Annotated in this window: 11 protein-coding genes; 8 read left to right on the top strand and 3 right to left on the bottom strand. The window is 62.2% G+C overall.

Annotated elements, in window-relative coordinates; translation table 11 throughout:
• Positions 1-32: 32 nt before the first annotated feature.
• Entirely contained in the window at positions 33-1,037 is a 1,005-nt protein-coding gene (epmB, locus tag E4P82_RS14675; protein ID WP_169249592.1) for an EF-P beta-lysylation protein EpmB, read from the bottom strand.
• Between the two features lie 46 nt (positions 1,038-1,083).
• Between epmB and efp the strand changes: the two genes are divergently transcribed.
• Both efp and epmA read left to right on the top strand, forming a co-directional pair.
• Positions 1,084-1,653 (top strand): elongation factor P, encoded by a 570-nt coding sequence (gene efp, locus E4P82_RS14670; RefSeq protein WP_169249591.1) that lies wholly within the window; start codon positions 1,084-1,086, stop codon positions 1,651-1,653.
• 18 nt (positions 1,654-1,671) lie between these two features.
• Positions 1,672-2,661, top strand: a complete 990-nt coding sequence (epmA, locus tag E4P82_RS14665) for an EF-P lysine aminoacylase EpmA (RefSeq protein ID WP_169249590.1) — start codon at positions 1,672-1,674, stop codon at positions 2,659-2,661.
• Positions 2,662-2,671: 10 nt separating this feature from the next.
• On the opposite strand, the gene asd is transcribed toward epmA, so the two are convergent.
• Together asd and E4P82_RS14655 are read right to left on the bottom strand one after the other, a co-directional pair.
• Positions 2,672-3,544 (bottom strand): archaetidylserine decarboxylase, encoded by an 873-nt coding sequence (asd, locus tag E4P82_RS14660; protein ID WP_420887122.1) that lies wholly within the window; start codon positions 3,542-3,544, stop codon positions 2,672-2,674.
• 84 nt (positions 3,545-3,628) lie between these two features.
• Positions 3,629-4,264, bottom strand: coding sequence for an SCO family protein (locus tag E4P82_RS14655; protein ID WP_169249587.1), 636 nt, complete (start codon positions 4,262-4,264; stop codon positions 3,629-3,631).
• A gap of 76 nt (positions 4,265-4,340) precedes the next feature.
• Between E4P82_RS14655 and fabI the strand changes: the two genes are divergently transcribed.
• The 6 genes from fabI to E4P82_RS14625 all read left to right on the top strand — a co-directional run.
• A complete protein-coding gene (gene fabI / locus E4P82_RS14650; protein ID WP_169249586.1) occupies positions 4,341-5,171 on the top strand; it encodes an enoyl-ACP reductase FabI in 831 nt (276 codons plus the stop codon).
• Positions 5,172-5,231: 60 nt separating this feature from the next.
• The gene (gene prmB / locus E4P82_RS14645; RefSeq protein ID WP_169249585.1) at positions 5,232-6,137 is read left to right on the top strand and encodes a 50S ribosomal protein L3 N(5)-glutamine methyltransferase; all 906 of its coding nucleotides are present in this window, start codon (positions 5,232-5,234) and stop codon (positions 6,135-6,137) included.
• 294 nt (positions 6,138-6,431) lie between these two features.
• Positions 6,432-7,508, top strand: a complete 1,077-nt coding sequence (locus tag E4P82_RS14640; RefSeq protein WP_211203163.1) for an ABC transporter substrate-binding protein — start codon at positions 6,432-6,434, stop codon at positions 7,506-7,508.
• A 4-nt stretch (positions 7,509-7,512) separates the two neighbouring features.
• Positions 7,513-11,109 (top strand): PAS domain S-box protein, encoded by a 3,597-nt coding sequence (locus tag E4P82_RS14635; protein WP_169249584.1) that lies wholly within the window; start codon positions 7,513-7,515, stop codon positions 11,107-11,109.
• Between the two features lie 22 nt (positions 11,110-11,131).
• Positions 11,132-12,970 (top strand): sensor histidine kinase, encoded by a 1,839-nt coding sequence (locus E4P82_RS14630; RefSeq protein WP_169249583.1) that lies wholly within the window; start codon positions 11,132-11,134, stop codon positions 12,968-12,970.
• On the top strand, positions 12,885-13,805 hold a 921-nt coding region (locus E4P82_RS14625; RefSeq protein ID WP_169249582.1), incomplete at its 3' end, for a DUF3369 domain-containing protein. The genes E4P82_RS14630 and E4P82_RS14625, both read left to right, overlap by 86 nt.

The following is a 13,805-nucleotide window of genomic DNA, read 5'->3' as shown; positions in this document are numbered from 1 at the left end:
ATACTGGAAACAGGAAGGCACCAGCGATGCCGTCATACCGGGGTCTTGGCCGGTTGCCCCGGTAGTTCCCGCACCAACCGGGGCACCAGATAGCCCGGCAGTCGCTGGCGTAGTGTTTCCATGATAGCCGATGCCTCGCTTTCCTTCACCTCGAAATGGGCCGCGCCGCGCACGCGGTCGAGCAGGTGCAGGTAGTAGGGCAGCACGCCGGCGGCGAACAGCGCCTCGCTCAAGCCGGCCAGCACCGCCGCCGAATCGTTGACCCCGCGCAGCAGCACCGCCTGATTCAGCAGGGTCACGCCGGCCGCCGCCAGCCGGCGCAGCGCCGCGCGCACCGTCCCGTCGATTTCGCGCGGGTGGTTGGCGTGAACGACCAGCACCCGTTGCAAACGGGTGCGGGCCAGCACCGCCAGCAGAACGTCGTCGATCCGTTCGGGCAACACGATGGGTTGCCGGCTGTGAATGCGCAAACGCTCCAGATGAGGGATGCGGTCCAGTTCCGCCAGCAACGCGCCCAGCAGCCGGTCGGACAGCGACAGCGGATCGCCGCCGCTGAGGATCGCCTCGCGCAGACTGGGATCGTCCCGCAGATAGGCCAGCGCCGGCCGCCACCGGGCCGCGCCGGCCCCAGATTCGGTATAGGGAAATTCGCGGCGAAAGCAGTAACGGCAATGCACCGCGCAGGCACCGGTGACCAGCAGCAGCGCCCGGCCGTGGTATTTGTGCAACACGCCCGGCGCCGCCAACGCCGCTCGGTCACCGATCGGGTCGGTGTCGAAGCCTGGCGCCTCGTCCAGTTCCGCGCCCAGTGGCAGTACTTGCCGCAGCAGCGGATCGTCGGGATCGCCCTTGCGCATCCGGGTTACGAAACCGCGTGGCACCCGCAGCGGGAAACTGGCCGATGCCGCACGCGCCGCCGGCAGCAGGACGGGATCGAGATCCAGCTCCCGCAGCAGTTCGGCCGGATCGCCGATCGCTTGGGCCAACTCGCGCTGCCAGCGCGACGCCTGACGCGGGACCGGCTTTGCCGTTATCATGCTTTGTTCTTGTAACTCAATCACTCTAGCTGGAGGCGGGTTTTGCATGGCGACGTATAGTACCAATGAATTCAAGAGCGGGCTGAAGATCATGATGGACGGCGATCCCTACGCCATCGTCGAGAACGAGTTTGTCAAACCCGGCAAGGGTCAGGCGTTCAATCGGGTCAAGGTCCGCAACCTGAAGAGCGGGCGGGTGATCGAACGCACCTTCAAGTCGGGCGACAGCGTCGAAGGCGCCGACGTGACCGATGTGGATCTGCAGTATCTGTACAACGATGGCGAGTACTGGCACTTCATGGACCCGCAAAGCTACGAACAGTTGACTGCGGACGCCGCCGCCGTGGGTGATGCCGCCAAGTGGTTGAAGGAAGAAGCGGTCTGTCAGGTGACGCTGTGGAACGGCGTACCGTTGAGTGTGGCGGCGCCCAATTTCGTGGTCATGACCATTGTGGAAACCGACCCCGGTGTGCGCGGCGACACCTCGGGCGGCGGCGGCAAGCCGGCGACTCTGGATACCGGCGCGGTGGTGCGCGTCCCGCTGTTCGTGCAGAACGGCGAGGTGATCAAGGTGGATACCCGGACCGGTGAGTACGTGTCCCGGGTGAAGGAATAAGCGGCGGCGCGACCCAGCGTGGCAGCGTCCTGCTGGCGACCTGGCGTCGATCCGGCCATCCTGCGGCTGCGGGCCGAATTGCTGGCGCGCATCCGGGCCTTCTTCGCGACGCGCGGGGTGCTGGAGGTGGACACGCCGGCGCTGTCGGTGGCGGCGATCGGCGATCCGCATCTGGCCAGTTTCGCCACGGTCTATTCGGGACCGGGGTCGCGCTACGGCCGGACCCTGTACCTGCACACCTCGCCAGAATTCCCGATGAAGCGGCTGTTGGCGGCGGGTAGCGGCTGTATCTACCAGATCGCCCGGGTGTTTCGCGACGGCGAGGCGGGTCGCCTGCACAATCCCGAGTTCACCCTGCTGGAGTGGTATCGGGTCGGCTTCGATCATCGCCGGCTGATGGATGAAGTGACCGAGCTGGCGACCGAATTGCTGGGCGGGCGCGTGTCGCTGGCGGAACCGGAGCGCTTGAGCTATCGCGCGGCCTTCCAACATCATCTGGATCTGGACCCGCACCGGGCCACCGTGGCGGAACTGGCGGTTTGCGCGGAGCGGTTCGGGGTACCCATCCCGCCGGGGATGCCGGCGGATGAAACCGATCCCTGGCTGGATTTGCTGCTGACCCACCGCATCGAGCCGCGTCTGGGCGTGGGACGGCTCACCTTCTTGTACGACTATCCGGCCTCGCAGGCGGCGCTGGCGCGGTTGCGGCCGGGCGATCCGCCGGTCGGCGAACGCTTCGAGTTGTATTTGGACGGTATCGAGCTGGCCAACGGTTTTCACGAACTGGGTGACGCCGGCGAGCAGCGCCGGCGTTTCGAAGCTGAAAACGCGGCGCGACGGGCACGGGGATTGCCGGAAATGCCGCTCGACGAACATTTGTTGGCGGCACTGGCCGCCGGTCTGCCGGATTGCGCCGGCGTGGCGCTCGGCTTCGACCGGCTGGCGATGCTGGCGGCGGGCAAACAGTCGCTGGCGGAGGTGCTGACGTTTCCGTTCGAGCGGGCTTGAAGCAATAGCCTCAGGTACCCGGCGCGGAGCCCGCGCCAAGCGCTTGCCCCATCCGCACCGCCGCGCCGGGCTGAATGGCGGTTTCCCAGCGCACCGCGCCCGCGCCGAACAACAGGATCACGGTCGAGCCCATGTTGAAGCGCCCCATCTCCGCGCCCTGGTCGAGCCGCACCGCGCCCGCGCCGCTCGACGGGTAGCGCCAGTGGCGAATCGTGGTGCCCAGCGGCGGCGTGATCGCGCCGGCCCAGACCGTTTCGATCGAAGCCACGTTGATCGCCCCCACCAACACCAGCGCCATCGGTCCCGCCTCGGTATCGAACAGCGCCGCCACCCGTTCGTTGCGGGCGAACAGTTCGGGCACCATCCGCGCGGTCAGCGGCGATACGCTGAACAGCGCGCCCGGCACATGCACCATTTCCCGCAACTGGCCGGTCAGCGGCATGTGGATGCGGTGGTAGTCGCGCGGCGACAGATACAGGGTGGTAAAGGCGCCTCCCTGAAATGGTCGCGCCCGCTCCATGTCGCCGCCCAGCAGCGCCGCCAGCGAAAAGGTCCGCCCCTTGGCCTGAAGCAGGCGGTCGGCCTGGGCGATGCCGATCTGGCTGACGGCGCCGTCCACCGGACAGCACACCGTCCGATCGCCCGGCGCCAACGGTCGGACTTCCGGTTTGAGCGCGCGGGTGAAAAAGGCGTTGAAATCGGGATAAGCACGCGGATCCGGGTCCAGCGCTTCGTCCAGATTCACGCCGAACCCGCGAGCGAAACTGCGGATCAGCGCATTCTTGAACCAGGGCGCGCGAACCCGGGTGACCCGATAAGTCAGGCGGGTCAGCCAGCGCTGTGGCAATAGGTACTGTGGCCAGTGGCGAAGATGGTCGCCCAAGGTTGCGGGCGCGGCGGTGTCTGGATCGGACATGACGATGATTTCAGGGAAAAGGGTGGGGCCTGACGGTATCGGCGCGGTCTCTCAGGGCGCGGCGGCGTGGATCGCGAGGAAATCCGTCGCCATCCGCTCGGGGTCTTGCGGCGGGGTGAAAATGGCGCGGAGTCGGCCTTGCGGGTCGATCAGGCTGATGGTCGAAGTATGATCCATGGTGTAGCGCTCGGGGGCGTCCGGGTTGTCCACCCGCTGGTAGAAAGCGTGCAGCGCCTTGATCAACGGATTCAGCGCCTCGTCCGAACCGGTTGCCCCCTGAAACTTCGGGTTGAAATAGGTGACGTATTCCCGTAATCGTTCTGGTGTGTCTCGTTGCGGGTCCACCGACACGAACAGATAAGCCGTATCGCCGTCGGCGCCAGCCGTTGCCAGTCGCCGCTGCAAACGGTTCAGATCGGTCAGCGCGAGTGGACAGACATCCGGGCAGTAGCTGTAACCGAAATACAGAAACGTCCAATGGCCCAGCAGATCATTATTGGTGAACGGTCGGCCACTCTGATGGACCAACTGAAATGGAGGAAGCGCTTGAGCGTCCGGCAGATAAATCCCGGCGATGTCCGGCGGTGAGCCGAGGTGGCGGAACAGCCGTTCGCCCAGCACCCAGCCCAGCGCCAGCGCTAGACCGCCCACCAGCGCCATTCCGAGCAGCTTTCCGCGACGGGTCATGATTTTTCACCTCGATAGTTGGTGGTAACGATAGAATTCTACCAACCCCGTCCCGCTTAAATTGAGGAATATTCCGATGACGGCTCCGATCGATCCCCAAGACCCTATTCTGCAACCCATCGGCATCCCCGCGCAGCCTTTGGCCGGTAAGAAGGCGCTGGTGGTCGGCGTTGCCAACAAGGATTCCATCGCCTATGGCTGCGCCCGCGCGTTCCGGGCCTTTGGCGCCGAGGTGGCGATGACCTATCTGAACGAAAAGACCCGCGCCTACACTCAAGTGCTGGCCGACGCCTTGCAGGTTCCAGCGGAGCTTTACCTGCCCTGCGACGTGCGCGAACCCGGCCAGTTGGAGGGGGTGTTCGAGCACATCGAACGGCACTGGGGCAAGCTGAACATTCTGCTGCATTCCATCGCTTTCAGCCCGCGCGAAGACCTGCACGGTCGGGTGACCGACTGCTCGCTGCCGGGTTTTCTGTCCACCCTGGAAGTTTCGGCCTGGTCGTTCATCCGCATGATGCATCTGGCCGAGCCGCTGATGGCCAAGGAAGGCGGGGCCGCGTTCACCCTCAGCTATTTCGGTGGCGAGAAAGTCGTGCCGCACTACGGCATCATGGGTACGGCCAAGGCGGCGTTGGAAACCGCCGCTCGCTACATGGCCGCCGAGCTGGGTCCGAAAGGCATCCGGGTCAACATCATCTCGCCGGGTCCGGTGATGACCCGCGCCGCTTCCGGCATCGACCGTTTCGACGAACTGCTGGCCCGCACCAAGGAACGCGCCCCGACCCAGCAACTGGTGACCCCCGAACAGGTGGGCGTGGCCACCGCCGCGCTGGCCTGCGACTTCGCCCAGATCGTCACCGGCGAGGTGCTGTACATGGACGGCGGTTACAACATCATGGGTGGCTGAATACTTTCGCCCCTCTCTCCCGTCGGGAGAGAGGAACTTCAACTCCAAACTCGATTGCCGATGAGCGACCACGACGACCTTTCATCCCACCTGCACACGATCCGCGACCTGATCCGCTGGGGCGCCAGCCGCATGAACGAGGCCGGCCTGCACTTTGGCCATGGCACCGACAATGCCATCGACGAAGCAGCGGCGCTGGTACTGCATGCCCTGCATCTGCCACCGGATCTGCACGCCGAATATTTTCAGTCGCACCTGACACCAGCCGAAAAACAGGCGGTGCTCCTTCTGCTGAAACGGCGTGTCGCCGAGCGCAAACCCGCTGCTTATCTCACTCAGCGTGCCTGGTTCATGGGCCTGCCGTTCTACGTGGATGAGCGGGCGCTGGTGCCGCGCTCGCCGCTGGCGGAGCTGATCGAGCGGCATTTCGCGCCGTGGCTGCCGGATAGCCGCGCGGTCGGCGGTATCCTGGATCTCGGCACGGGCAGTGGCTGCATCGGCCTCGCCTGCGCCTATGCTTTCCCGGACGCCCGGGTGGATTTGGCCGACATTTCGGCCGAGGCGTTGGAAGTGGCACGGCGCAATGTGACCGAGCACGGACTGGAAGATCAGGTCGAGGTGATCCAGTCCGATCTGTTTTCGGCGCTGAAGGGCCGCCGCTACGACCTGATCATCAGCAACCCGCCCTATGTCGGCCTGGAAGAACTGGACAGCCTGCCGGCCGAATACCAGCACGAGCCGCGATTGGGTCTGGCGGCCGGCGCGGAAGGATTGGACGTGGTGATGGAGATTCTGCATCAAGCCGCCGATTATCTGAGCCGGGATGGTTTGCTGATCGTCGAGGTCGGCAACGCGCAATACGCCCTGTGCGCGGCATTACCCGACGTACCCTTCACCTGGTTGGAATTCGAACACGGCGGGCAGGGGGTGTTTCTATTGAATGCATCGCAATTGCGTCGATTATAAATATTTTGGTCAAATCTTTCGGAAATCCGCTTCATCATCCTGTTCGAGTCGCGCGGACGCCGATGACCGAGCGAAATCCTCCCACCCTTCCCTGACTCAGGGGGGTTGGGAGATTTTCCCGCACCTGCCGGCCACGACTACTCGTTTGGGAAACCTGTATCGAAAACAACACAAACAGGACGGCGCGATCCGGCATCGCCGCTTGAGGGCGTACCGTTGATTGGAGGGAGCGTGGACGACAAACGATTTGTTCAGCGCAAGAACGCAAGGACGTGGGTTTGGGCGATCATTGGTTTGAGCATCGCCGTATTGCTCGGTTGCGAGCCGCCGGAGCCGATCCGAATCGGATTCGTGGGCGGTACCTCCGGCCGGGTGGCGGATCTCGGCATCGCCGGGCGCGACGCTGTCCTGCTGGCCGTCGAACTCCGCAACCAGTCGGGCGGTGTGGCCGGGCGCAAGGTAAAACTCCTGATCAAGGACGACCAGCAGAGCCCGGAAGTGGCCCGGCGCGCGGTTCGCGACCTGATCGAGCAAGGCGTGGTCGCTATCGTCGGCCCCATGACCAGCGCCATGGCGATAGCCGTGGTGCCCATCGCGAACGAGGCCAAGGTTCTGCTGATGAGCCCCACCGCCACGACCGACGATCTCACCGGGTTGGACGACTATTTCTTCCGGTTGAATACGTCCGCCCGGGATAACGCCAGCCGGATCGCACGCTACCATGTGGGCCAGAACGCCACGCGACGCTTGGCGGCAACCTACGATTTGCGCAACAAATCCTACACGGAAAACTGGCTTGACAGTTTCCGCGCCACCTACGTCCAGGGCGGCGGCGAGGTCGTCAAGGTCATCGGTTTCGAATCGGGCGGCGAAACAACCTTCTTGCAACTGGCGCAAGACCTGCTGGCGGCGCCAGTCGATGGCGTATTGATCGTCGCCAACTCCGTGGATACGGCGCTGCTGTGCCAGCAAATCCGCAAACTGGGTAGCCGCGTTCCCATCATTTCGTCCGAGTGGGCGGCCACCGAGCGGCTGGTCGAACTAGGCGGTAAGGCGGTGGAAGGAGTGATCATGGCGCAAAACTTCGACCGCAATAGCACCGCGCCGCGCTACCGGGCCTTTTACCAAGCCTACCGCGACCGGTTTCATCGCGAGCCTGGTTTCGGTGGCGTCATCGCCTTCGATGCCGCCAACGTGGTGCTCGACGCGCTCGCCCAGCGCCGGGAGGGGCGGAGTGTCAAGGAAACCGTGCTGGCCGCACGTCGCTTCGAGGGTGTTGAGGAGCCGATGCTCTTCAATGAATTTGGCGAGGTGAAACGGCGCCTCTTCATCACGGTCGTACGCGACGGCCAATTCATGGTGGTCGAATAAAGCCATGTCCTCCACTCGCCCCCTTCACCTATGGCTGGCGCTGCGAATCGTGCTGGCGGGGTTGGTCCCACTGGTCGTGGTGGCTGCCCTCGTTGCGGGAGTGCTGTTGCCGCAACTGCGTGTGGACTTTGAAATCCGCTATCAGGCGCTGGCCCGCGCCATTGCCGGCCAAATCGAAACTCACTTGCTCGGCGCAGGGTACGAGTTGCGCGCCATCGCGGAAGATTTCCGCGATCTAAGCAACCAACCCATCTCGTTTTGGTTCAGTTCCCTGGATGTGCATGTCGGAACAGGTGGTGTGTTCGCGGCGATCTATATCATCGATTCCGACAACTTGATCTACGCCATCGGCTTGCCCGAGGCGGAGCGTGGCCAACGCAGCGATCTACTCAAACTCGATCTTTCTGGATGGACGGTCCTGCGCGATGCGCGTGAGCGGAACGAGGAAGTGTGGTCGGGAATCTTCCTGTCCACCGTGACCGGTCGGCTCGCCGTAACCTTGGCGATTCCGTTAGCCGAACAACTGCTTATCGGCGAGATCGCCATCGATCGGCTTTCGGAATTTATCGGTCGTTCGCCCGCCGAATTGGGAATGCTGACGATGGTTCTGGATCGCCAAGGTCAGGTCATCGCCCATTCCCAAGCCGCCTTGAGCGGTCAGCAGCTCAGTTTCGGTCACCTGTCCATCGTCCGCGATGCCCTGCGAGGACAGTTTGGGACCCGCGGCTTCGAGTTGGATGGCAAGGTGTTCATCGGCACTACAATCAGCATTCCCCAACTCGACTGGATCGTGCTGGTCGCGCAACCTCGTGGCGAGGCGTTTCGACCGTTGCTGTCCACCTTGTGGCTGTTGGCCGCCGGCGCGTTGGTGGCTTTGCTGTTGGCGATCCTCATTGCTTGGGTGTTGGCTCGCGGCTTTTCGCAACGCATCGGTCGCTACGCCGAACAAGCCCATGCCATCGCCGAAGGTAACTACGACCAACCGTGGCCGATTGCGCGGATTCGGGAGCTCGACCGCCTGGCGGACGATCTCGACCGGATGTCGCTTGCCATTCACCAGCGCGAGCGAGCCGTGGCGACTAGCGAGGCACGCTACCGGTCAGTGATCGGCAACGCCCCCGTGGTCATCTTCCAGTTCGACGAGCAGGGCGTCTTCTCGCTCAGCGAAGGCAAGGGGTTGGCGGGCGTCGGGCTGGCACCCGGCGAGGCGGTGGGCCAGTCCCTGTTTGAACTTTACCGCAACCACCCCCAGATCTGTGAACGCGCTCGCCGCGCCATCAGCGGAGAAGCACAGCACTTCACGTCCGAGATCAGAAACTCTATTTTCGACGTTTACTTCAATCCCGTGCGGGATGGCGATGGTCTTATCCAGGTGCTGGGCGTAGCGGTGGACATCACCGAGCGCCAGCGAGCCGAGGACTCCTTGCGTGCTTCCCATGCCCTGCTCGATGCCATCGGCCATGTTCAATCCCTTTACATCACGGGCGCCGATGCGCGCGTCATATTCGAGGCCATGCTGTCCGCGTTGCTGGCCATGACCGAAAGCGAGTACGGGTTCATCGGCGAAGTGCTGCGCGAGATCGACGGAACACCCTATCTGAAGAACCAGGCCATCACCACCAATATCGCCTGGGACGAGGCGACGCGGACCTTCCATGCCACAAACGCGCCCAAGGGCATGGAATTCCGTAACCTCGATACCCTCTTCGGCGCCGTGATCACCACCGCTCAACCGGTGCTTTCCAACGACCCGGCCAACGATCCGCGAAAGTACGGGACTCCGCCCGGTCATTTCCCTCTTAACACCTTCATGGGCCTGCCTTTCTTTCATGGCAAGAAACTTGTTGGCATGGTGGGTGTCGCCAACCGCAAGCAGGGATACGACGAGGAGATGGTGGCGCGATTGCAGCCGTTCCTGAATACTTGCTCCAGCGTGGCCCAGGCGATTCGGGAAAACCAGCACCGCCGCCGCGCGGAGGAGGCGTTGCGCGAGAGCGAAGCGCGACTCCGTACCGCCATCGAAAGCATCCCCTTCGATGTATTCCTGATCGACGCCAACGGTCGCTATGTCCTACAAAACTCGTTCTCCAAAAAATGCTGGGGGGACGTGGTTGGCAAACGCCCCGAAGACGTGACCGACGATCCGGCAATACTGGCGCGTTGGATCGATAACAATCGCAAGGCCTGGGCCGGCCAGGTCGTCGAGGAAGAGGCGTGGCTGACCATCGGCGGCCAAGAGAGATGCATCCATAACATCATCGCTCCCATCAGGGATCATGATGAGATCAGAGGCATCTTGGGGCTGAATATCGATATCACCGAACGCAAGTGGGCGGAGGAGGCCTTAAGGACCAGCGAGGAGAAATACCGGCTGCTAGTCGATCATCAGACCGATCTGGTTGTCAAGCTCGATCCCGAAAAGCGCTTCCTGTTCGTCAGCCCGTCCTACTGCCAGGTCTTTGGCAAAACCGAGGAGGAATTGCTGAACAGGACTTTCATGCCCCTGGTACACGAAGACGACCAGGAATCGACGGCCAAGGCCATGGAGGATTTGTTCCGGCCCCCCTACCGGGATTATCACGAGCAACGCGCATTGACCAAGGAGGGTTGGCGCTGGTTCGGGTGGGCCGACACGGCGGTGCGGGACGAACAAGATCGAGTCGTGGCCATCGTCAGCGTTGGACGGGACATCACCGAGCGCAAGCAGACGGAAGAAACGCTGCTGCTGACGCAATTCGCGATGGATTGCGCTTCGGACAACATCTTCTGGGTGGATGGCGAAGGCAATCTGATCTACGCCAACGACGCCGCCTGCGCCTCCGTGGGCTACATGCGGGAAGAATTGTTGAGGATGAAGATCTTTGACATTGATCCGGACTTTCCCTCCGATAAATTCGAGGACCATAAGGCCGAACTCCAACGCCGGGGAATGTTGAAATTCGAATCTCGCCACCGTGCCAAGGACGGTCGTGTTTTTCCGGTCGAGGTGACCGGCAACTATTTGGAATACAAGGGTGGTTTTCTCGCTTGCGCCTTTGACCGCGACATTACCGAACGCAAGCGGGCGGAGGAGGAATTACTGGAGAGCGAGGAACGTTTCAGGCTATTCATGCAGCATTTTCCCGGCCTCGCCTACATCAAGGATTCCCACGGCCGCACCCTCTTTGCCAATCAGAGATTCAAGACCTATCTCAATCTCGAGCCAGCCGAGATGATCGGTAAAACCAACGCCGAGCTGTTCCCCTCCGAGTTCGCGGACCAAATCACGGCCGACGATAGCCGGATACTGAAATCCGGACAATCCGAGCAGAGGGAGGAAAGTTACGGCGGATATGATTGGTCGACGCTCAAGTTTGTCCTGCCCCGACCGGGCCAACCTCCCCTGATCGGTGGATTCACATTGGACGTCACCGAGCGCAAGCGGGCCGAGGAGGCGCTGCGGAAAAGCGAGGAACGCTGGCGGCAGGCCGTCCGCGTTTCCCAACTGGGCATCTTCGATCATGATCACTTGACCGATCTCCTCTACTGGTCGCCGGAGCAACGGAAAATCCACGGTTGGGGCGCGGATGAGCCGGCAACCTTGCCGGCGTTTTTTCGATAGCGTGTATTCCGACGATCGCGCGATGATCGCGGCGGCTGTCCAGCGTGCCCATGACCCGGCCGGCGATGGCTCATTCGATGTCGAACATCGGATCGTCCGGAACGGCGAGATCCGGTGGATCGCCATCCGGTCGCAAACGTTTTTCGAAGGCGAAGGAACTGCTTGCCACAAGGTGCGCACGGTGGGCGCCGAACTCGACATTACCGAACGCAGGCGCATGGAAGAAGCGTTGCGGCAATCGCGCAATCTGTTGCAAACCGTCCTGGATACCATTCCCGCACGCGTTTTCTGGAAAGATGGCGATTTGAGGTATCTAGGTTGTAATCGAGCCTTTGCGCTCGACGCGGGCGTCGATTCGCCCGATGAGATGATCGGCCGGGATGATTACCAGATGGGGTGGCTGGAACAGGCCGATCGTTACCGAGACGACGACAAGCAGATCTTGGAATCGGGCAACCCCAGGCTCGACTATGAAGAACCCCAGACGACGCCCGACGGACGACGCATTTGGCTACAAACATCCAAGGTCCCACTTCGGGATGCGGATGGCGCTATTTTGGGAATTCTGGGGACGTATCAGGACATCACCGTGCGCAAGGAGGCCGTGGAAGAACTGCGACGGTACCGGGAGCACCTGGAGGAACGGGTTGCCGAACGCACCGCCGAGCTGCGTCAAGCCATGACCCAATTGGTGCAATCGGAGAAGCTGGCGGCGTTGGGCCACCTGGTCGCCGGGATCGCCCACGAACTCAACACCCCGCTGGGCAATGCCCGCGTCGTCGCCGGCAGCCTGGGCGAGGAGTTGCGTGTCTTCGCCACCGCCGTGGATTCCGGCGCTCTGCGCCGCTCCCAGGTGGACGCTTTCCTGAACCGAAATCGGGAAGCGGTGGATCTGTTGGAACGCAACACCGCCCGTGCCGCCGACCTGATCGGCCACTTCAAGCAGGTGGCGGTGGACCAGACCAGCATGCGCCGTCGCCGGTTCAACCTGCGCCAGACGGTCGAGGAGTTGCTGACCACCCTGTACCCCCAGTTCAAGCGCACCGCCCATCGTATCGAGGTGGACATTCCGCCCGAACTGGAGCTGGACAGCTACCCCGGTCCGCTGGAGCAGGTCATCGCCAACTTGGTTGGCAACTCGTTCACTCACGGTTTCACTGGGGTGGAAGCCGGGCTCGTCCGGATCAGCGCCACCCTGCTTGGCCCTGAGCAAGTTCAAATCGACTGTATAGACAATGGCGTAGGCATTCCGGAAACGATTCTCAAGCGTATTTTCGAACCCTTCTTCACCAGCCGGCTGGGGCAGGGTGGCAGCGGATTGGGCTTGTATATTGTCTATAATTTAACCACTGGTATACTTGGTGGGACTATTCAGGTTCATAGCGCCTCCATGAAAGGAGCCGTCTTTACCCTAACCCTACCCCGGACCGGCCCCGACAGCCCCCATTGTGGAACCGCCTGCATGATCGAAGAATTTATCTCGCTCACGAACGACCTGGAAAACCGGCAAGACGCTTCTTCGCCCACCAACACTCCACCATGGAAGCTGCTGGTCGTCGACGACGATCCGGAAGTGCACAGCGTTACCCGGTTTGTTTTTACAGAACCTGCATATTTTTGGGCGGCCCGTGTGCCTGTTGCACGCCCACGATGGCCAGCAAGCGCGAATGCAATTGCGCATGCATCCGGATATTGCCGTGGCGCTGGTGGACGTCGTGATGGAGACCGAGCAAGCCGGCCTCGAACTGGTGGGGTATCTCCGCGACGAATTGCACATGGCGGAATGCCGAATCATCCTGCGCACCGGGCAACCGGGTTACGCGCCGGAACTGACCGTCATCAACGAATACGATATCAATGACTACCGCACCAAAGCCGAATTGACCCATATCCGGTTAATTACCACGGTCAGCGCCGCCCTGCGTTCCTACGATCAATTGCATGCCCTGGCCGAGCACCGGCGCGGATTGGAACTGATCATCCACGCGGCTTCGGAACTGATGGCGCAACACGCCATCGCCAACTTCGCCGAAGGCATCCTCACCCAACTGGCCGCGCTGTTCAAGCTGCCGCTGGACGGCATCGTCTGCACCCAGAAAGGTTCGCTGTTCGGCGGCGACCCCGATCACTGCTACGTGGTGGGCGCCGCCGGTCGGCACGCTCGCTACATTGCTCAGCCGCTGGATACGCTGCCGGACTCACGGATCGTTTCGGCCATTCTGAGCAGCGTCGCCCGCCGCCAACACGTTTTTGGCCCCGATTACACCGTGCTGTACCTGAAGGTCGCCCCGCACCATGACGCCGCCATCTTTCTCGATTCCGGCCAGGCGCTCACCGCCCTGAACCGCCCGCTGCTCGAAGTGTTCGTCACCAACATCACCGCCTGCTTTCGCAACGTGCAACTGGTCGAGCGCCTGCTGTACGCCCAACAGGAAATCGAGAGACAGCAATCGTTTCTCAGAACGGTCATCGACGCCGATCCTCACTTCATCTATGTCAAGGACCGACAAGGCCAGATCATGTTGGCCAACCAAAGCTTGGCGAAATGCTTCGGTTTCACCCCCGAGCAGATGGTCGGACACGCCTTTTCCGACTTTGCGGCCGACCCCGAGTCGAAACAAGCGTTGCTTGAGGATGATGGGGCGCTTCTGGATCGAACCCAGGAGAAAATCGAACGAGAGGCGAAATTCGTCGAC

The sequence above is a fragment of the Candidatus Competibacter phosphatis genome (assembly GCF_012939995.1).
Lineage (GTDB): Bacteria > Pseudomonadota > Gammaproteobacteria > Competibacterales > Competibacteraceae > Competibacter > Competibacter phosphatis.
The sequence above is the reverse complement of the archived record's forward strand: the minus strand, read 5'-3'. Positions and strand labels throughout refer to the sequence as shown.

What these genes read in the sequence shown, in the direction of transcription:
- E4P82_RS14630 (WP_169249583.1), top strand. Translation starts at nt 11,132, where the DNA reads ATGATCGCGGCGGCTGTCCAGCGTGCCCATGACCCGGCCGGCGATGGC.
- efp (WP_169249591.1), top strand. Translation starts at nt 1,084, where the DNA reads ATGGCGACGTATAGTACCAATGAATTCAAGAGCGGGCTGAAGATCATG.
- E4P82_RS14655 (WP_169249587.1), bottom strand. Translation starts at nt 4,264, where the DNA reads ATGACCCGTCGCGGAAAGCTGCTCGGAATGGCGCTGGTGGGCGGTCTA.
- fabI (WP_169249586.1), top strand. Translation starts at nt 4,341, where the DNA reads ATGACGGCTCCGATCGATCCCCAAGACCCTATTCTGCAACCCATCGGC.
- epmB (WP_169249592.1), bottom strand. Translation starts at nt 1,037, where the DNA reads ATGATAACGGCAAAGCCGGTCCCGCGTCAGGCGTCGCGCTGGCAGCGC.
- prmB (WP_169249585.1), top strand. Translation starts at nt 5,232, where the DNA reads ATGAGCGACCACGACGACCTTTCATCCCACCTGCACACGATCCGCGAC.
- E4P82_RS14635 (WP_169249584.1), top strand. Translation starts at nt 7,513, where the DNA reads ATGTCCTCCACTCGCCCCCTTCACCTATGGCTGGCGCTGCGAATCGTG.